Source organism: Spirosoma fluviale (genome assembly GCF_900230225.1).
GTDB lineage: Bacteria > Bacteroidota > Bacteroidia > Cytophagales > Spirosomataceae > Spirosoma > Spirosoma fluviale.
Genome location: NZ_OCNH01000009.1, coordinates 111476 through 130025, shown reverse-complemented (window position 1 = coordinate 130025; position 18550 = coordinate 111476). Strand labels below are relative to the sequence as shown.

20 protein-coding genes are annotated in these 18550 nt (G+C 46.3%); 8 read left to right on the top strand and 12 right to left on the bottom strand.

Annotated elements, in window-relative coordinates; genetic code table 11:
* Positions 1–54: 54 nt before the first annotated feature.
* The gene (locus tag CRO74_RS29765; protein WP_097131698.1) at positions 55–1086 is read left to right on the top strand and encodes a neutral zinc metallopeptidase; all 1032 of its coding nucleotides are present in this window, start codon (positions 55–57) and stop codon (positions 1084–1086) included.
* A 160-nt stretch (positions 1087–1246) separates the two neighbouring features.
* Positions 1247–1915: a porin family protein gene (locus tag CRO74_RS29760; protein WP_097131696.1), complete on the top strand. Its 669-nt coding sequence runs from the start codon at positions 1247–1249 to the stop codon at positions 1913–1915.
* Positions 1916–2201: 286 nt separating this feature from the next.
* On the opposite strand, the gene CRO74_RS29755 is transcribed toward CRO74_RS29760, so the two are convergent.
* Positions 2202–2945, bottom strand: a complete 744-nt coding sequence (locus CRO74_RS29755; protein ID WP_097131694.1) for an SDR family oxidoreductase — start codon at positions 2943–2945, stop codon at positions 2202–2204.
* 91 nt (positions 2946–3036) lie between these two features.
* Between CRO74_RS29755 and CRO74_RS29750 the strand changes: the two genes are divergently transcribed.
* On the top strand, positions 3037–3465 hold the full coding sequence (locus CRO74_RS29750; RefSeq protein WP_097131693.1) for a winged helix-turn-helix transcriptional regulator: 429 nt from the start codon (positions 3037–3039) through the stop codon (positions 3463–3465).
* A 33-nt stretch (positions 3466–3498) separates the two neighbouring features.
* On the opposite strand, the gene CRO74_RS29745 is transcribed toward CRO74_RS29750, so the two are convergent.
* The gene (locus tag CRO74_RS29745) at positions 3499–4401 is read right to left on the bottom strand and encodes an SDR family oxidoreductase (RefSeq protein WP_097131691.1); all 903 of its coding nucleotides are present in this window, start codon (positions 4399–4401) and stop codon (positions 3499–3501) included.
* A gap of 111 nt (positions 4402–4512) precedes the next feature.
* Here CRO74_RS29745 and CRO74_RS29740 point away from each other — a divergent pair, with 111 nt between their 5' ends.
* Positions 4513–4890, top strand: coding sequence for a winged helix-turn-helix transcriptional regulator (locus CRO74_RS29740; RefSeq protein ID WP_097131689.1), 378 nt, complete (start codon positions 4513–4515; stop codon positions 4888–4890).
* Positions 4891–4914: 24 nt separating this feature from the next.
* On the opposite strand, the gene CRO74_RS29735 is transcribed toward CRO74_RS29740, so the two are convergent.
* Positions 4915–5292: a nuclear transport factor 2 family protein gene (locus tag CRO74_RS29735; protein WP_097131687.1), complete on the bottom strand. Its 378-nt coding sequence runs from the start codon at positions 5290–5292 to the stop codon at positions 4915–4917.
* 379 nt (positions 5293–5671) lie between these two features.
* On the opposite strand from CRO74_RS29735, the gene CRO74_RS29725 reads away from it, so the two are divergent.
* Positions 5672–6064 carry a RidA family protein gene (locus tag CRO74_RS29725; protein ID WP_097131683.1) on the top strand — a complete coding sequence of 131 codons (393 nt, stop codon included), beginning with the start codon at positions 5672–5674 and terminating at the stop codon, positions 6062–6064.
* Positions 6065–6098: 34 nt separating this feature from the next.
* On the top strand, positions 6099–6623 hold the full coding sequence (locus CRO74_RS29720; protein WP_097131681.1) for a VOC family protein: 525 nt from the start codon (positions 6099–6101) through the stop codon (positions 6621–6623).
* A 118-nt stretch (positions 6624–6741) separates the two neighbouring features.
* On the opposite strand, the gene CRO74_RS29715 is transcribed toward CRO74_RS29720, so the two are convergent.
* The 4 genes from CRO74_RS29715 to CRO74_RS29705 all read right to left on the bottom strand — a co-directional run bounded on the left by CRO74_RS29715 (position 6742) and on the right by CRO74_RS29705 (position 10528).
* The gene (locus CRO74_RS29715; protein WP_097131873.1) at positions 6742–7614 is read right to left on the bottom strand and encodes a sialate O-acetylesterase; all 873 of its coding nucleotides are present in this window, start codon (positions 7612–7614) and stop codon (positions 6742–6744) included.
* A 27-nt stretch (positions 7615–7641) separates the two neighbouring features.
* Positions 7642–9426 carry a prolyl oligopeptidase family serine peptidase gene (locus tag CRO74_RS29710; protein WP_317042422.1) on the bottom strand — a complete coding sequence of 595 codons (1785 nt, stop codon included), beginning with the start codon at positions 9424–9426 and terminating at the stop codon, positions 7642–7644.
* Entirely contained in the window at positions 9410–9808 is a 399-nt protein-coding gene (locus CRO74_RS32335; protein WP_317042421.1) for a hypothetical protein, read from the bottom strand. Before CRO74_RS32335 ends, CRO74_RS29710 begins: the two co-directional genes overlap by 17 nt.
* Before the next feature lie 345 nt (positions 9809–10153).
* Complete coding sequence (locus tag CRO74_RS29705) at positions 10154–10528, bottom strand: zinc-binding dehydrogenase (RefSeq protein ID WP_218840250.1); 375 nt, start codon at positions 10526–10528, stop codon at positions 10154–10156.
* 790 nt (positions 10529–11318) lie between these two features.
* Between CRO74_RS29705 and CRO74_RS29700 the strand changes: the two genes are divergently transcribed.
* Complete coding sequence (locus tag CRO74_RS29700) at positions 11319–11699, top strand: response regulator (RefSeq protein ID WP_179830343.1); 381 nt, start codon at positions 11319–11321, stop codon at positions 11697–11699.
* A gap of 299 nt (positions 11700–11998) precedes the next feature.
* Here the strand turns inward: CRO74_RS29700 and CRO74_RS29695 are convergent, their stop codons facing one another.
* Both CRO74_RS29695 and CRO74_RS29690 read right to left on the bottom strand, forming a co-directional pair.
* Positions 11999–14656 (bottom strand): excinuclease ABC subunit UvrA, encoded by a 2658-nt coding sequence (locus CRO74_RS29695; protein WP_097131677.1) that lies wholly within the window; start codon positions 14654–14656, stop codon positions 11999–12001.
* Between the two features lie 204 nt (positions 14657–14860).
* Positions 14861–15748 carry an alcohol dehydrogenase catalytic domain-containing protein gene (locus CRO74_RS29690; protein WP_245878027.1) on the bottom strand — a complete coding sequence of 296 codons (888 nt, stop codon included), beginning with the start codon at positions 15746–15748 and terminating at the stop codon, positions 14861–14863.
* 49 nt (positions 15749–15797) lie between these two features.
* Here CRO74_RS29690 and CRO74_RS31775 point away from each other — a divergent pair, with 49 nt between their 5' ends.
* A complete protein-coding gene (locus tag CRO74_RS31775) occupies positions 15798–16040 on the top strand; it encodes a hypothetical protein (protein ID WP_179830342.1) in 243 nt (80 codons plus the stop codon).
* Positions 16041–16314: 274 nt separating this feature from the next.
* On the opposite strand, the gene CRO74_RS29680 is transcribed toward CRO74_RS31775, so the two are convergent.
* From CRO74_RS29680 to CRO74_RS29670, 3 genes are all read right to left on the bottom strand, one after another.
* On the bottom strand, positions 16315–16791 hold the full coding sequence (locus CRO74_RS29680) for a recombinase family protein (RefSeq protein ID WP_097131675.1): 477 nt from the start codon (positions 16789–16791) through the stop codon (positions 16315–16317).
* A gap of 61 nt (positions 16792–16852) precedes the next feature.
* Positions 16853–17530: an MBL fold metallo-hydrolase gene (locus CRO74_RS29675; protein WP_097131673.1), complete on the bottom strand. Its 678-nt coding sequence runs from the start codon at positions 17528–17530 to the stop codon at positions 16853–16855.
* Positions 17531–17564: 34 nt separating this feature from the next.
* Positions 17565–18488 (bottom strand): acyltransferase domain-containing protein, encoded by a 924-nt coding sequence (locus CRO74_RS29670; protein WP_097131671.1) that lies wholly within the window; start codon positions 18486–18488, stop codon positions 17565–17567.
* Positions 18489–18550 lie beyond the last annotated feature (62 nt).

Sequence of the window (18550 nt, the reverse complement as noted above, 5' to 3'; positions counted from 1 at the left end):
GGAGATATATTTTCTTTTTTTTTCTTACCGACGTTATAAACGACAATTAATCTTATGAAACGTATTAAAATTCTTACGGCAACTGTTGCCGCCTGTTTTATTCTTTTTTCTGGTTGTGAAAAAGAAATGGATAGTCCGGTTAACCCGATTTTAGATAAAGTGAAGCCCACTCCATGCGATGGTGCTACTAGTCCTTCAACTGGATGGCTTTTAAAGCAACTTACTGGTTGGAGTAAAGAGAGCGCAAACATTATCACGAATGAGGAGGCAGGGAAAATGGCCATTTTTGCTGCCGTTTTTACTGAAAATAGTTCTGAAAACCAAAAGTTTGGTGTTAACGGTGAATATACCGCTCCGTTAACTAAAACCTTTAACGATCTAAAGCGCTTTTGGGACACTAAGTCGGACAACATCAGTATGGTTGCAGCGCATGGCTCCATGCTGCAGGACCGGAACAAAATTTTAACCTTGTATAAGGCCGAATATGGGTACAGTGATGAGAAGGCTACTTACTATGCTGACTCGCTAGCCACTTTATTTAAAACCTATCCGGAATACCTGAACGGCAATCATCCTTTTTTTACATTAAATGCCTATGCCCACCAGGAAAAAAACTATCCTGCCGTTGGTCAAATTCAGGATAAAATTGTTTTTGGTGATGGCCTTTTACAGGCTTTTGATGCGATTGGTTACGGCGATATTGCTCCGCAGGCTATTCTGGCCCATGAGTTTGCGCACCATATTCAATATAATTTGGGAATAAAAGATTATGCTATCCCCCTAACCCCCGAGGGTAGCCGTCGCACCGAATTAATGGCCGACGCGTATGCCGCGTACTTCCTCACGCACGCCCGGGGAGCAGCTCTGCCGTTGCGAAGCGTGCAACGAGCCGGAGAGGTATTTTCAAGTCTTGGTGATTGCGTGTTTGATCTGAAGGAGCACCACGGTACACCTACCCAAAGAAAGGCAGCTACCGAGTGGGGGTATAAACTGGCCAACGATGCGCAACAACAGAATCATATTTTACCTAGCAGAGAATTTGCGAGGTTGTTTGACGCAGAATTAACTAATATAGTTAAAAAATAATCTTTTATAACGGCAATAGTGCCTCCCACATGTAGGCTACAAACCGCCCCTGTAAGGTGTTTGTAAAAACTTACCCCCTGCTGCACGAATGCTTTCCCACCCAGCGTGCACGACTCTTTACTAGTTTATTAACTCCAATTCATTTCAAACAAAAACTCACATGAAAAACATGATGATTGCGCTGTGTATGCTGACGATCAGCTATGCGGCAACTGCACAATACAATCCTGGCTTTAGATTTGGTATCAAAGCAGGCGCTAATTTATCGAATATCAATGGCAGCAACGATTTAAGCCTGTCACCCGGCGGTAACGCATTTAATTTCAAAGACAACGATAACCGTTCACTTGGGTTCGCAGGTGGTGTTTTCTTCCGTTTTGGTAAAATGGTTTATATCCAGCCAGAGATTCTGTTGTCTCAAAAAGGGGGTAAATTCAATGTATATAAGGACGGTGTGCTGAGGGATGGAAAAGTGGACGTTCGGTTTTCGAACCTCGACGTTCCCGTCCTTGTTGGGGTGCGCGTTGCTAAGTTCTTCCGCGTCAATGTTGGTCCCATGGCATCGCTCAGATTATCCAATAATGGCAAAATCGGTGATTCTTTTAATGATGTCACAGGTGATAATGCAGAAGCTGAATTTAAAAACCGATTAGCATTCGGTTACCAGGCAGGCGTTGGCCTTGATCTTGGAAGACTGAGTTTGGATGTCCGTTATGAGGGCAATTTTACTGATATTTTGAAAATTCAGTTCGCTAACGCTACAACCGCTTCACAATTTGGCAAAAAAAGCAATCTGTTTCAGGCAACGCTGGGCTTTACCATTTTTTGATTGAAAATTTCAATAATGTGATCACAGGGTTTCGTCGTGGAAAACGAAGCGAAGGCACTATCTACAGGTTGCTTTTAAAATTATTCCAATAATGCAAGTAGCGTATATAGCTTATCGTTAGATAACGGCAAGCTATATACGCTACTTCATTTTGTACATTAATCGTACAATTCGTACCGCCGGTTAGTATAATATGCTTGAAGAATATGCCGGGTTTTTAATGTGTGCCAAAGGAAAAAGCGGCAGATGCCGCTTTTTTATACCCTAACAAAATGATCTAAACGCATTATTTCAAAGCGTAGCTATGGTAACCACCATCGACAGTAACCTCTGTTCCTGAAATATAGCTTGCGGCATCAGAAGCTAGAAACAATACTGTTTTTGCAATTTCATCGGGATGGCCAAGTCGTTGTAGTGCGGTAACACCAGCTAAAAACGTTTTTGCTTCATCAGTTGCCACACTATCCAAACCCGGTGTTGCAATGGGTCCCGGACTAACGATATTAACCCGGATTTTCTTCGTTGCCAGCTCGTTAGCTGCAATATGGGCAATTTTGTTGATCGCCCCTTTGGTTGCAGAATAGACACTGGTCTCCAGATTGGCAGCAGTTGCGGCCGATGAAGAAGTGAACACTACGGATGCTCCTTCTGCTAGATGGGGAAGTAATTTTTGTAGTGTGAAAAAATTCCCTTTTACATTCGTATTGAACTGAGCGTCGAAACTGGCTTCGGTGACCTTTTCGATTGGCTCGAATGTACCTATTCCTGCATTTAGGAATAGAACATCCAATTTGTTTCCCTTTTCTGAAAATGCCTGTTCCAGAAAGGAAACGTCTGCAAGTTTCGACGTGTCCGATACGACAGTAGTGAGTTTCGGGCTATTTATTTCTGTGCTGGCTTTATGCAGATTCTCTGCATTTCTTCCTGTAATCCAAACAGTTGCGCCTGCGTTGATAAAGGCTTTTGCTGTCGCTAGCCCGATTCCTGTAGTTCCGCCGGTGATAACGACGTTTTTATTTGTAAAGTCCATAATTAAACTTTAGTTATTTTTGTAGTCTGTTTTCTGAACTGCAATTTTACGAAAGTAGTTCATAAAACAGACTACTTTTAATATTAACATCATGAAAACAACCGAGAGAAGATCAACATGCCCTATCAATTATTCGGTAGAAATTTTTGGTGACAAGTGGATGCTTTTACTCTTGCGGGATATTATGTTCAATGGCAAAAATTCTTTCCTTGAGTTTCGGGCCTCAGATGAGAAAATATCCTCAGCCGTACTTACTGAAAAGCTGAATATGCTTTTGAACGAAGGAATTGTATCCAAAGTTACCTCCCCTAAAAACGCTTCTAAATTCCTGTATCTGCTTACTGATAAGGGTATCGAGTTGGTGCCGGTCATGGTCGAAATTCTTAGCTGGGGCTCCACGTACAATCCTGACGGCGGCCCAAAAACGTGGCTTGACCGGATCAAACAGAATAAAAAGAAAGCGATTACGGAGCTACAGGATGAATTGAGAAGCCAGTGGCGTTCTCATGTGTCAAAATAAAAGACAACCTAAATAGGTCGAACACGTACAAACCTAAGGTGTGGTTTCAAAATCGACCTTTGCGTAAACCTTATCGATAAACTGCTTCATGGTGGTTGGCCGTCTGCCCAAAAATTCCTCTAAAGTAGGATCGTCTGCATCCATTGTATCTTGTGATAATGCCGTAGCCCACATGGTAAACATCCCGATATATTGATCCGGTACACCAACGCTTTTTAGGATCGATGCAAATTCGTCCACCGGTGGGGACTGATACGTCACCTGTTTACCAGCGACCCTGGATAATTGCTCAGCTATATCATCAAAAGAAACGGAAGCAGTATTGGTCAGTTGGTACAGCTTGTTTTGATGGCCTTCCGTAGCCAAAATGTGAGCTGCTGCTTCTGCTAACTCCTCCCGAAGTACATAACTGGCTTTACCATTCCTGGCCGGAAATACGATAGTGCCTTTCTCTACAATCGTTTCGCCCAGGAAGACCGGTATCATTTCGAGATAAATACCATTTTGCAGAATCGTATAATCGATGCCGCTTTTCATTAAAAAGGCTTCTGACTCGACATGCGAATTTTGAAAGGCTGCGATGGCAGAATCTTCAAAATTCGGTTTTCTAACGAAGGAGGTATAAACAATGTGTCCAACGCCAGCCTCTTTTGCCGCTTTGATGACATTCATGTGATGAGCCGTTCTGTTTTCAATAGCCTGCCGGTCATTACTCGAAACCAGCAGTAGTTTGTCTACACCATTGAAAGCCCGAACCAATGAATCGTAATTTGCATAATCGCCAACTCTACTATCAATGCCTTTTTCCTGAAGAGCCTGTGAATTTGCTGCGTCTCTGACTAACGCAGAAATCCGGGAGGGTTCAATTCCTTTTTTCAATAAATGGTCTATGGCTTTCCCGCCAAACTGACCTGTTGCACCCGTGACTAGTATCATGTTAATTTTTTGTTTTGATAGGCAAAACTACCAGTTCTGATATATTTAGTATAGTTTGTTATCATATAATATCAGTATACTTTTGTATATCGAACATTTTGAATAGTATGTATGAGTGACTTTAAAGATTTTATCGGAAGTGACAAAGGCCCGCAATGTCCTAGAATTTATATTCTGGCTTTATCAGATACATTAAACGCCATCAGTGGCAAGTGGAAATTACCAATCATCGCAGCGCTCCTCCGTGGTGTAAACCGATTTAAAGATCTCCTGGACGCTACAGAAAAGATAACACCTCGCATGTTATCAAAAGAATTGAAGGAGCTTGAAATGAACAGCATTGTTGAGCGTAAGGTGTACAATCAGACACCCGTGCTTATCGAGTACAGGTTAACAAAGTCTGGAAAAGACATTGCAAATGTCATCGATTCAATGATTGATTGGGGGATGGTTCACAGAACACAGGCGATTACAAAAACCGACGTTTAGAAAAACAGTAATCGAAGATTGCGATCAAAACAATCCGTTATCGTTTTGGCTATTCTCTGGGACAACCTGTAAAACATCCCAGTGTTCAACAATTTTACCGGTATCGTCAAAGCGAAAAATATCAATTCCAGCGTAGTCGGAATCCCCTGGCCACTGCTGGAAGCAATGCAAAACAACAAGGTCATCTTCCGCAATAATGCGTTTAATCGTGACCTGTTTGCCTGGATATTCCACGGCCATCCGTTCAAAATAGGAAATGAACCCCTCCTTGCCATCGGCTACGTGCGGGTTATGCTGGATATAAACGTCTCCAACGTATAAAGAAACCGCTTCTGCTGGCTTGCAGTCGTTGAACATCAATTCATAAAATGCGACAGCAGTCTGCTTATTTGTTTCGGTCATACCTGTTTAAAATTTGTTTGTGGTTGCTGCTATCATTCGCACATAACCCGGCTGGTAGTACGGGTTTACGACTAATAATACCAGAAGATATTCCTTTAACAACTAGTCGCTGCCGATAAGATTCCTGACCTGCAGTTTGGATACAACAAAGCATGATTTGGAAACAAATTTCTGCGGCAGTATCCCAAAATTTGCAATCGAATCAGTACTTCTCTCTTTTGCATGGACCAAACGCCTGTTCAGATAATAGATTTCTTCAAGGATCGCCAGGCGCGTTACTTTGATTCTGGGTTTGGGAAAGAGAAAGGTTAAATCGGACAGGTGCATCTATCGCTCGAATAATTGTTCTCAATTCTACAGCAAAAAATCAAAAAACGTCATGAAAAAAACAGTGTTTAATCCCTGGACCTGGCAAGAACAACTCAGTTACGTACAGGCCGTAGAAGTGACAGAAACAACAGGGACATTATACTGTGCCGGGCAGGCGGCCGTACATGCGGATGGCACATCCAGCGATGCCGATATGCGCACCCAGCTTGCCTTGGCGATACAGAACCTCGAAACCGTCATCAGTGACGCTGGTTATGAATGCGGTAATATCGTTAAGCTCACTATTTACTCGACCTCCACAGATGAGTTTATCAATAAATGTTTTGACATATTTCGGGAATTCGTGGCAAAGCATGACATGAAACAGGCTGTTACGCTGCTCCAGGTCGTTGCCCTGAACGACACATTAACTATAGAACTGGATGCCACTGTGGTAAGATAGCGGTTGGCCAATCATCCACTTAAAAATCCATTTTATGAACTCGACCAGCATTCGCGGCATCGACCATATTGGCATTACGGTGCCCGATATTGAAGCCGCAACCCAGTTCCTCATAGCGGCCTTTGGGGCCGAAGTCATTTACGAGTCGCTATCCCGTGTCGATCCCCCCATCGAAGGCTCCAAACCGGAGAAAATGCTCCTGCTTAGTAAGGGTACGCAAACGGTCGCGGTGCGCATGATTAAGCTACAGCACGGGCCCGGTATTGAGCTCATCGAGATGCACGCCCCCCAGCAATTGAAACCTGTACGCCCTAGTGATTTTGGCTTGCAGCACTTTGCACTCTATTTAGACGATATGTCGGCGGCCGTTGCCCGGTTCACGGCCGCCGGTGGAGTTATCTTCGACCACCCTGCCCCCAACCTGTTCCCGCTGGAAACCGGCTCCGGCAATATCTTCTGCTACGGCCGCACACCCTGGGGTACGGTTATTGAACTTATCACGCTACCCACCCCACCGCCTTATGAGCAGAAGACGACCCTACGTCGATGGCGACCCTAACGTCTCTCACCTGCTTAGGTTGAGGAGGTTGAACTTGAATCAACAGCAGTGAAGTGAACCTGGAAACCAGAAAACGCTGGCAATTGACGTCTGTAGCTGTCAGTGTTTACCTTTTGATTTACGACGGCATTGAATTCAATGTTGATAACTGGTTCTCAAAGTCTGCCAACGATAGGTCACCACGGGCAAAACTGATTTCCAGTAAGGCTGCCTTCTCATTCCTGGTCAAAGGTTTGTCCTGAATCCTGTTGATAAGCTCGTTTTCATCATCAAGTGGACCAAGCACATTTTTCCGGCCATAAAAAGCGTCAAAGTATCTGACGCCAAGCTTCCGCTGTGATATGGCGTCAAAGTGGAGCCCGTCGGCATTGGCTGTCAGGTCAGATGCAGCGACAAAATAGCTATTCGCCGTCGTGTCGGCATACTCCCGAAGCGCCTGGTTAACAGCACTGAATTCGGTAAAATACGTCCCGTACCTGCCGCTGCTTAAAAAATCACCTAAACCTCCTGCAATGAAGGGGACATCCGGTGCCTGCAGTTCCTTCCGGAATGCAGCCACCAGATTTGTCAATTTATCAAAATAGTAGCTGGATCGGCCCCCAAAGCTATCATTCTCTCCCTGGTGCCATAAAAAACCGCTGAGCAAACTGGTACGTTGTGCAAGTTTTGTCTGAAATACGGCATTGTCAAAAAGTGGCCCTCCCACTTCCCAGTCATCCAGACTAGTGCCACCCTCTGCACAGGGAATCAGCCCTATCTGTAAATTTTCATTTTTCATACGCCAGGCACCGGCGAAAGACGCAGCAAGACCAATTCCCGAAGTGGGTCTATCAAAATTTATTGGCTCAGTCATTGTTTGCCATCTCCCGTTCACCAGCATTTTGATATGCTCGTCGTAAATAGGTTTTACATCTTTTATATACCCACGGCCCGCCATATTGGACTGGCCTATCATCAAAAATGAATGCAAGGTGTTTTCGTTTCTATCCATAAGTAAAATTACAAAGTGCAAGTCGCCTTACTCGTGTTGTCTTGGGTTCTGCTCGTACGGCAATCCCATTATGTGGAACATGAAAGCCCATTTATCGGCCTGCTGATCAATTGCCATGGCCGTCGAGATTCCTGCACCATGACCGGCTTTGGTGTCTACTCTTAGCAGCACAGGATTATCTCCTTTTTGGGACTTCTGAAGCCTGGCAGCAAACTTGAAGGAATGTGCCGGAACAACGCGGTCATCGTGATCAGCCGTCGTTATAAGCGTAGCGGGATATACAGTGCCCGGTTTAATTGAATGGTATGGAGAATATTGATAGAGATAGTGGAACATGTCACGACTATCTTCAGGGGAACCAAAATCAAAGGTCCAGCCTTCTCCGCCGGTAAATTTATTGAACCTGAGCATATCCAACACCGCTACACCCGGGAAAGCGACCTTAAAAAGGTCCGGGCGTTGGGTCATGCAGGCCCCAATCAACAGTCCTCCATTTGATTCTCCGGCTATGGCCAGTTTAGCTGGCGAGGTGTAACGCGACGCTATTAAATAGTCTGCGGCAGCGATGAAATCGTCGAACGTATTCTGCTTCTGCATTTTTGTCCCGGCCAGGTGCCATTTCACTCCGTATTCTCCTCCCCCGCGAAGATTCGCCACAGCCAGTACGCCCCCCTGTTCGAGTAACAAAAGGTTTCGGATGTCGAATGTTGGCGTGAGATTGACACCAAAACCACCGTATCCATGTAAAAGTGTAGGATTAGAGCCATCCAGTTTAATGCCTTTTTTATGCGTTACAATCAGAGGAATCCGGGTTCCGTCTTTGGATTTATAAAACATATGTTTTGAGACATAATTATCAGGTTCGAACTTTACATTGGATTTTTTGTACAGCTCTGAGTGACCAGACGAAATATCGTATTTGTATATTGTTCCCGGATGAATATAGGAGGTAAAGTAATAATACAGATGTTTATCATCCGGTTTGCTCCTTATCCCTACTGCCGTAACTGAGCCAATATCCGGCAATTTAAGTTGATGTTCCAGTTTGCCAGTAAAGTCAAACTGCTTTACGGACGAAAGGGCATCTTTCAAATAGTTAGCAAATATTTTTCCCCCGGCGGTTGTCACCTGTAACACTTCCTGGCTTTCAGGAATAATCTCCTGCCAGTTCTGAACTGACGGATTGGAAATATCTGTTGCCACAAGCTTTCCATTAGGTGCCTGCAGATCAGTACGGATAAAAATTTTACGATCTCTTATATCAAGAATCTCGTGATTGCCTGACAAATTCCCTACAACAGTTATGAACTTTGAGGACTGCCGGGTTAGGTCTTTTATGAGCAGTTCATTGCCAGAACTTGAGTTTGCGGCAGTAACAATCAGATAGCGGCCATCTTCGCTCACACGGCTCAATATATATCTCCTGGAATAGTCAGCACCGCCCAGAATCAATTCATCTTTTAGTTGGGGTGTATCAATCTTGTGAAAATAAAGCTGATGCCGATCTGTTTTCTCGGATAAGCTGGATTTTCCTCTTTTCCTTTTATAGGCACTATAAAAAATACCTTCGTTGCCTTTCCAGGCAACAGTGGCAAATTTAACGTTCATCAATGTATCCCCCACCTGGGATTTATCGGCAGTTTTTATGATAACAATTTTTGTCCAGTCCGAGCCATTTTTAGAAAGCTGATAGGCCATAAGAGAGCCATCCTGGCTAAAACCGAATTCGGTAAGCGAGGTGCTGCCATCTTTTGAAAATGCATTTGGGTCGAGAAAAACCTCATCTTTACCTGAATCACCTTTTTTTTCTATTTATGACCCATTGATTTTGCAAGCCATCTATTTTCAAAAAGTAAGTATACTCTCCTTCTTTAAACGGGGCAGAAAGTTTTTCATAGTTCCATATGCTTTTGAGCCGTTCTCGCATGGCATCGCGATATGGAATTTGATCGAGATAGGCAGAGGTAACACTGTTTTGCGCTGTAATCCAGGCCTTTCTTTTTTCTGAGCGGTCATCTTCAAGCCAGCGGTACGGATCTTCGACCACCGTATCAAAGTATTTATCTTTTTGATCCACCTCTTCAGTAATCGGATATGGCTTTCTTACAATTTCCATATTGGGGGCCTTTTTTTGTGATTGGTTGCAAGCCGCAACCAAAAAGGCAAGCAAGAAAAAGTGAATGGAATTTTTCATAACTTTCTTTTTGCAAATTCCTGTTTGCTAAATCGTAGAGCAAAAGTAAATCGGCAAGAAATTGTGGAAAACTATATTATTCGAACAGGCCTTTTATACATGCCAATAGAGAATTGGGATCACCACCAAGACCCGAAACCATTCGTACTTTTATAAGGAAAGTGATTCCGTCGATGTGCAATCGTTAAACGTGAATTCATAAAATTCAATTGAAAATTTCCATCATCGATAACAATTCGATACTACGAGAAAATATAATTCTGGTCATTTTAGGCTATTTAATTAACAGTCTATTCCTGAGCTACACACCAGCGGACGGCATTAAATGTTGAAAATCTGAATTATTTATTTGTCGATCTCGATTCCGATTTTACCGTAGAAGTTTTTGTCGCCGACTTTGTTTTCCAACAAACTATGCGCCTTACTTATCTCCGACAATAAAAAGACTTTATTAAGAACTGGTTTTAACTTGTTAGTTTCTACCAGTTTTGTTATTTCATCCAACTTATTTCGGTTTTGTCGCGTAAATACAAAATGGTAAGTCGCATTTTTCCCCCAGGCATAGATAAGGTTTTGAGGTTTTTCAAGATCGACCACAGTAACTACCTGCCCCATCTGACTAAGAATTCGTCCGCTATCAGAAAGTGTATTACCTCCAATAGTGTCGATGATGACATCAACTCCTTTACCACCTGTACTAGCCGATTTAAAGAAGATCAAAAACAAATTAGGAATCGATCAGCCATTGCTCCATCGACCCCTGGGCCTCAACCGCCCGTCAACCCACATGGCGGGCCACATCTACAATAAGCTATACCAAGGAGTACATGTGTGTTTTCTGACTTGTACATTCAGGATCGTCAAGGGCGTACGCTACGGAAAGTAGTTGACAGCTATTTAAAACAGCCGCCCAGTTTAACCCCCTATTTATGCCGCAGAGTTGAAGATCACCTCGTCTCATGCAGGAGCATTATTTGAGAATATTCATCTCACGCTAGTTGGATGCATCATTGTCCCTCGATGGAAATAAGTGACAAGTAATAACTCTTGTCACCCGCGACAAATCCTAGTTGTTTATCACTCTGGTAATACGTACCGCTGAATTTGACCTTTAGACCATTTCTTTGGTATTCAGTAGCCAAGTTGCAGGTGTAACCAAGGTCATGGGAATCGAAGCTATTAGGGACCCGAATAAAGTAGCTGCTTTGCGTGGAGTCGTAGTAAACCACACCGCCTATGTTATAGAGGTTGGTTAAAGCCAGAGGATTAGTTGACTAAGGATGATTTAGCCTATGCCCTCAATCGGTATTTGACGAATGTAAGCATAAAGTTAACCATCAACTTTAGTGCTTTTAAGACAAACTAATAAGCAAGGACTACTTACATTAAACTGATTCTATTTACCCATGCACTCTTAGTTACTAATACTAGGTATCTATGTAGACTACATATGCATAAATACTTAATATTGCATAAAATTTATGATTTAGTTCTGCTGAGTAAATATATTATGCGTAATCATATACTTTTTGTTGATGATGATCCCTTCATTGGATTCCTTATTCAGCACGGATTAAAGAAAAAGTTTGAGTTGACAAGCTGTACAAATGGACTGCAAGCCATTGACTGGTTCGAGAAGGGCCATCAGCCGGATTTGATCATAACCGATTTAAACATGCCCTTAGTTACAGGGCAAGCCTTAATTGAACGAATCCGAAGTTCTTCCAGAGGCCAACAAATACCGATTCTTGTCGTGTCTGCGAATACGGATAATATCGTGCGCAACTATTGTCAGGAGTTAGGGGCTAATGACTTTATTGGCAAACCGTTTAGCCTTAAAGAGTTAATCCTGCGAATTAACCGGCAACTCCAATCCACCCCGATAGCCTGAAAAAGCTTGGGGTAAGACCATCATTTCCGTACTTTAGGGTAAGTCTGTCGTTGCTCGATGAAAAAGATAAAACGACTACAGTTTGTTTGGGCCACGGCCTCCTGGTAGTTCAACATAACTACTTGTTTTTTAGATATGGGTCTTACCGGCAAAACGGCGGGGCTGCCCACGATCCGCCGTTGCGCCGGGCCGCCGTTGCGCCGGGCCGCCGTTGCGCCGGGCCGCCGTTGCGGTGCAGGCCATCCAGCCGGACCAACATGAAACTAACTTGGTAGCGCATTGACTTGTAATGACGTTGATTAGGGGGGACTTAGCTCGGGCTTCAGGATGTTCGCCAGGAAAGGAGCCGTACGGCTTGCCTGACACGCGGCTACCTCGGTCGGTGTTCCTGCCGCAACGATCGTGCCGCCGTGATTCCCGGCTCCGGGTCCCACGTCGATAACCCAATCACACTGGGCGACCGTACGCATATCATGCTCGACGACGATAACGGTGTTGCCCGCATCAACCAGGCGGTTCAGCTGAACCAAAAGACGATCGACATCACGCGGATGCAGGCCGGTGGTCGGCTCATCCAACACGTAGAGGGTGGTGCCCCGTTGCGTACGTTGCAGTTCGGTGGAGAGCTTGATGCGCTGGGCCTCCCCGCCGGAAAGCTCAGTCGCGCTTTGCCCCAGCTTGAGATAACCCAGGCCAATATCCCGCAGCGTGTCGAGGGACCGCAACACTAGCGCTTCCCCGGCAAAAAACAGGCAGGCTTCGTCGACCGTCAGGCTCAGCACATCCGCAATAGATTTGCCGTTCCAGTTAATCTCCAGCGTCTTTTCGTTATAGCGTGCGCCATGACAGGTCGGACAAGGGGCATAAACGCTCGGCATGAACAGCAGCTCGATGCTGACCTGGCCTTCTCCCTCACAGGTTGGGCACCGCCCTTTGGCAACGTTGAAGGAAAAGCGGCCGGCATCGAAGTGTCGCCTACGGGCCTCCGGCGTGGCGGCAAAGAGTTTTCGGACCTGATCAAAAAGCCCGGTATAGGTGGCCAGGTTGGAGCGTGGGGTTCGTCCGATTGGTTTTTGGTCCACCTCAATCAGTCGCTGTATGGCCTCGACATCGCCCCCCAATCGACCGATGGTTTTTTCGGCGGGGGCCTGCTCCAGCGCATCTTCCTCGGCCTCTTCCCGTCTCATGCCCAGGTGCTGTGCCACCAGATCCAGCAGAGACTGGCTCACCAGGCTTGATTTGCCGGACCCCGAGACACCGGTCACGGCGGTAAAGCAACCCAGCGGAAACGAAACAGTCACCCCCTGGAGATTATTTCGTCGGACTCCTTCCAGACGTAGCCAGCCTTTAGGGGAACGGTTGGGGGACGAGAGCCGGGCTGTTTCCTCAAAAAGGTAGGGCCGGGTGCGGGACTCGCTAACCCGCCTAAGGCCTTGTGGTTCTCCACTGTAGAGAATGTGCCCGCCCGCGCTGCCCGCTTCAGGGCCAACATCAACGAGCCAATCGGCACGGCGCATCAGCTCAACGTCGTGTTCGACCACGAAGAGCGAGTTGCCCGACGCTTTGAGCCTGTCCAGTGCGTCGAAGAGCGCGTGGCCATCGGCCGGGTGCAGCCCTGCCGTCGGCTCGTCCAGCACATAGATGACCCCAAAGAGCTGGGAGGAGAGCTGAGTGGCCAGCCGCAGCCGTTGCAACTCACCGGATGAGCAGGTGGGCGTGCTGCGGTCAAGCGACAGGTAACCCAGGCCCAGCTCGATGAGCGTTGTCAGGCGATCCAGCAGATCACCGCACAGGCGCTCGGCAGCGATGCGCTTTTCAGGCGAGAGATCATCGGTACGGCGCACATCCGGGGCGCCCTTGTGCGCCGAGCCACCTGCCTGCACGCGCCGATCCAGCGCAGCTTTTGCCGCCTGGCGACTCACCAGCGACGTTGACGGATTCATCTCGGTGGCAAACTCGCCATTCGCGGCCGGCTTGATGACTTCTACCAGTTGCGTCAGGGAGAGATGCGAGAAATCGGCGATATCGTAGCCGGCGAAGGTAACCGAAAGTGCCTCGGGCTTTAAGCGCTTGCCCTGGCATACCGGGCAGGGGCTACTGATCATAAACTGCAACACGCGTTTGCGCATGGCTGCACTGTCCGTATGGGCGAGCGTGTGCTCCAGGTTTCGCCGGGCGCTGCTGAAGGTTCCCTGATAGCTCGGTTCCATCTTCAGTCGCTGAGCCTGACGCGTTTCGGTTGGGGTGAGGCCCGCATAAACGGGAACCGTTGGCTGCTCGTCCGTAAAGAGAATCCACTGTCGGTCCTTTTTGGGCAGGTCTTTCCAGGGTTTATCGATGTCATAGCCCAGGGAGACTAAAATGTCGCGCAGGTTCTGACCGCCCCAGGCCGTGGGCCAGGCGGCAATGGCCCGCTGGCGGATAGTCAGCGACGGATCCGGAACCATCGACTCTTCGGTCATGGTATGCACACGGCCCATACCCTGGCAGCGGGGACAAGCCCCTTGGGGGGTATTGAAGGAAAAATCTTCGGCATAGAGCATCGTCTGGCGGGCGGGGTAAGTACCCACGCGCGAGTAGAGCATACGCACCAGGCTCGAAAGTGTCGTCAGACTACCTACCGTCGAGCGGGCATTGGGCGTGCCGCGTTGCTGCTGAAGGGCGACGGCGGGCGGCAGGCCGTCAATGGCATCGACATCCGGCACGCCAACCTGATCGATCAGCCGTCTGGCATAAGGGGAAACCGATTCAAGATACCGTCGCTGTGCTTCGGCATAGAGGGTGCCGAAGGCAAGGGACGACTTACCCGAGCCGGAGACACCGCTGAAAACTACCAGCTGATTCCGTGGTATGGAGACGTCGATATTTTTGAGGTTATGCTCACGAGCGCCCCGCACGCGGACAAATCCGGATGTTTCTTTATCGTCCTGGTCGTTGGCGTTTGTTCGTCGAGCCATAAAGGGATACCGAATGTGATTGGTTTTTGGGCAGCCTGCCTTAAAAAGCGCTAACGGACCCCAGTTTTTTCAATTGACGTTAGGAATGTGTGCTGGGCACAACGTTAACAGACTCGCTTATACACCAAGAAAAGCCTGCTATATACATAACGAATTCATGGACATTCCTTCGTCTTACTAAAAACGGTAAACAGCTTCATGTGTTTAGACGCGACGGCTGGTCAGGCGGATAGAAACTCGCCATCTTGCCGCACCATCGCGGGCTTTCTCCCGCCTGACCAGCCCTTCGCTGACCGCTTCCATGCCTACGCAGTCGATGCAGCGGTCGGGGCCACGTCCGCCGGTCATCTCCCGTAACGCTTCCTGAACATCGACTTTCGAGAAATCAAGCACCTCAGCTCCGCTGATGTCTTTGGCCATCCGCAGCCGGTCGGGTTCCCGGTCGATGGCAATCACGCGGGACGCGCCCAGCAGAAAAGCACGTTGAATGGCCATTTGCCCCACTCCTCCGTATCCCCAGATCGCCACCACGTTGCCCGGCTGGATGTCGGCCAGATCCGCTGCCATAAAGCCCGTCGGTAAGGCATCTGAGGCAAACACGGCCGCTTCGTCGGGTAACCCTTCCGGAATGACAAAGCAGCCAAGGTCGGCATACGGTACGCGAATGTAATCGGCATGGGAGCCGGCATAGCCGCCAAAGGCGTGCGAGTACCCGAAAATACCGGCTGGCAAATCCCCGTAGACTTTTTCCGGTATCCAGGCATGGGGATTGGAGTTGTCGCAGAGCGCCCATTGGGTATCCTGGCAATATTGGCACTCGCCACAACCCAAGATCGAACACACCACGACCCGGTCGCCTTTCTTAAGCTTCTTCACCCCGGAGCCGGTTTCGACCACTTCGCCCATAAACTCATGGCCAATGATGTCGCCTTCACGCATGGTTGGCACATAGCCGTTAAGCAGGTGCAGGTCGGAGCCACAAACCGATGACAGAATAACCCGCAGAATCGCGTCTTTGGGGTTGAGAATGGTCGGGTCGGGAACTTGCTCCGTGCGCAGGTCCCCCACCCCGTTATAACATAGCGCTTTCATGTTTTTCGTCCGCTTCCGCGTAGTTAGATGAGGATTTCTTATCGGATTGTTGCTCACTTTTCCGACCGGAAGGCTGTCCTTTGATGGTCGTGATTTCTCCGGTTTCCAGCAATTGCTTGAACCGGCGCAGGTCCTGCTTGATCATTTGCGCAAAGGCCGGGTTGAACAGCTTCATCAGCACACCACCCAATTACCCGGCCGGTGGACGATAGGCAATAACGGCGTGAACTTCCGTACCCTGGCCACGGGGCGCATCGACAAACCGGACTTCGCCTGCTATACCGCTACTTAGCTTAGCAAGAAGTAAAATAACGGCTGCTTCATAAAATGGGCGTTTTATAGGACAGCTAATTTTAATATTTGTAAACTCCTATCCGTAGCATACGATAAGGATTTTCTTGTCAATTCTATACACCCTCAGGCCTGACACAGTTCAGCGGCAGTCTCCTTGAATACAGCAAAAGGCAACTTCAACATGTTACTTAAATTATTGTCCCGGGGACCGCGTCCAGTATTTTGTTGCAAACCCAAAACTACGCCCGCAGCCTTTTGTAAATCAGCCTTACTTATTCAGGACTACTATCTGACGTTCTTTTTTTATCTTTTTTCAACTTTCTTGATAGCTGATTACGAATCTCTGCCCACTGGAATTGTTTGATCTCGCTCAGCAAAGTAAATAAAACAAAGGCATCCGGGTTTCTTTGTCCATTAAGTAGTGTTTCCAGCTTAAGATTATTGATATATATACTTACCCTCAAATAAGTGAGTTCTTCAACAATGGTCGATACGTCAAGCATAGATGCGCCTAATTGTGATATTTCTTGTATAAATAGCTTTTCTGGTCTATGGTAGGAGACCATATTTAACAGTTGTTTACTTATTTCTTTATGATCACCTATCGAGTATTGATGAACTGATGTATCCACAAGTTTAGCAACGATTTGAACCCGATGTTCAGCAGCAATTGTCATCAATTCATTAAGTTGCTGTCGATGTCCTCTCCTAGTCATAGACTGCCTAAAAAACACAATTCCCTTTCTCATAACTATATAACATATTAATACATTGAAAATGAAGTAGGGTGCGTCTAGAAACGTACTATTTCTATTTAAACACCAGTGTATTCGCTTGTGCTTTACGCATTCTGAATTTAACAAATAGATCGCAGTCTTCGATCTGCATGTAAATATTATGGTTCATTAGCGAACTCATAGCTTTACCTGTTTCGTAAATAAAAGAATGACCCGGATATACAATTGTAGATGGGCGAAGTCTTTTTTTAAGTTTCTGCAAACTCAAAAAAAGTTTCCTTGGATCAGCCCCCTGATCGGTACACTGACCGCAACCTTCAATGAACAGCGTATCTCCCGAAAACAAAACATCATCAAGTAAATAACAAACACTTCCATGTGTGTGTCCGGGCGTAAAGATTGGGGAGATGCTAAATCCAGCAATCGGCAATTGTTCTTCCCGGTGTATGGCCGTAAGAAAAGGGCATGAGAATGTATAATACTTAATCTCATCCGCACCCATGAACACCCGACATCCATAACGACGGGCCAGTTCGTCGGCTAAGTTGACATGGTCATTATGAGAGTGGGTAAGCAATATTGCCGACACACTCGCGCCCTCATTGCTAAGCACCTGCTCAATCTTTGCCAATTCCCAGGCAGGATCAATTATTAATGCCTGTTTAGTAGCTCGGTTAATAACTACATAACAATTATTAATAATGGTTGATGAGGAAACTTTTAATGGATATAGTATCAAATCCGTTTTCATACGATGAATTTCAGTAAGCCTATGCCGGCGTTTTTCAATCTTTAAAAGGAGACAAAAAACTATAAATCTTTTTCCTGTCCCCTAAATCAATTTGTTTACACTGGGTATTAAATACGCTATTGGGACTAATGTCGAACCAAAGCGATTCATTGCATTGACCAATTAACGACCTCAATGATTTTTCAACATAAAACGGCTGTCGAATTCGTCGCCAGAGCAAATCCACTTTATTCATGTCATCGATTTCAACGGTTCGGCACTCCCGAGCAGAAAGTACAGGAAACATACCGGGTAGAACTGTCAATTTTGAATACAACTCGCAAAGACTGTCTTTAGCTGGTTCGAGCCAGCATGTATGAAATCCGTAATTAATTGGTAACTCAATAAATCGAATTTTCTGATCGATAAAGAATTGCTCCAGAACACAACTTCGCGATGAAGTACATGAAATTACCAGTTGCGACTGGTTTGTCTCGGCAACTAGCTCCGTAAATAAATACAGCGATGAATGACTGTAAAAGGAAGCCATTGTTTCAAAAATGACGTACATCTTGCAGGGAGGGCAGGACCGCTGAATAATTAGGGATTCCTGGTAAACAGTTTCCAGAGCAGCTGCCAGAGTAATTGAATTAGCAAGGGTGAAGGCAACCAATTCGCCCAAGCTTATTCCCAGTAAACATTCCGGAACAATACCCTGATTCATCAGTGATAAGCCCAACGCATATTCAATCATAAATATAGCCGCGTGAGAAGTCATGATATTCTGGTAGGGCATTGCTTTATTTTTACTGCTATCATGCAGATCAGCAAGCACAGAATACCCGGCAATTGATTTGAAAAGATAATCCTGCTCATCCATCCAGTACTGAAAAAACTCGTCAGATTGGTACAACGACTTACCCATGTGATAATACTGGGTCCCCTGTCCTGCTATCAGAAAGACATTTTGATTTTTCATAGCCTTTGTTGGTGAAAGTGACAATCCTGATTACGTAGTGTAGCGCTCGCTGGTGCGGATCA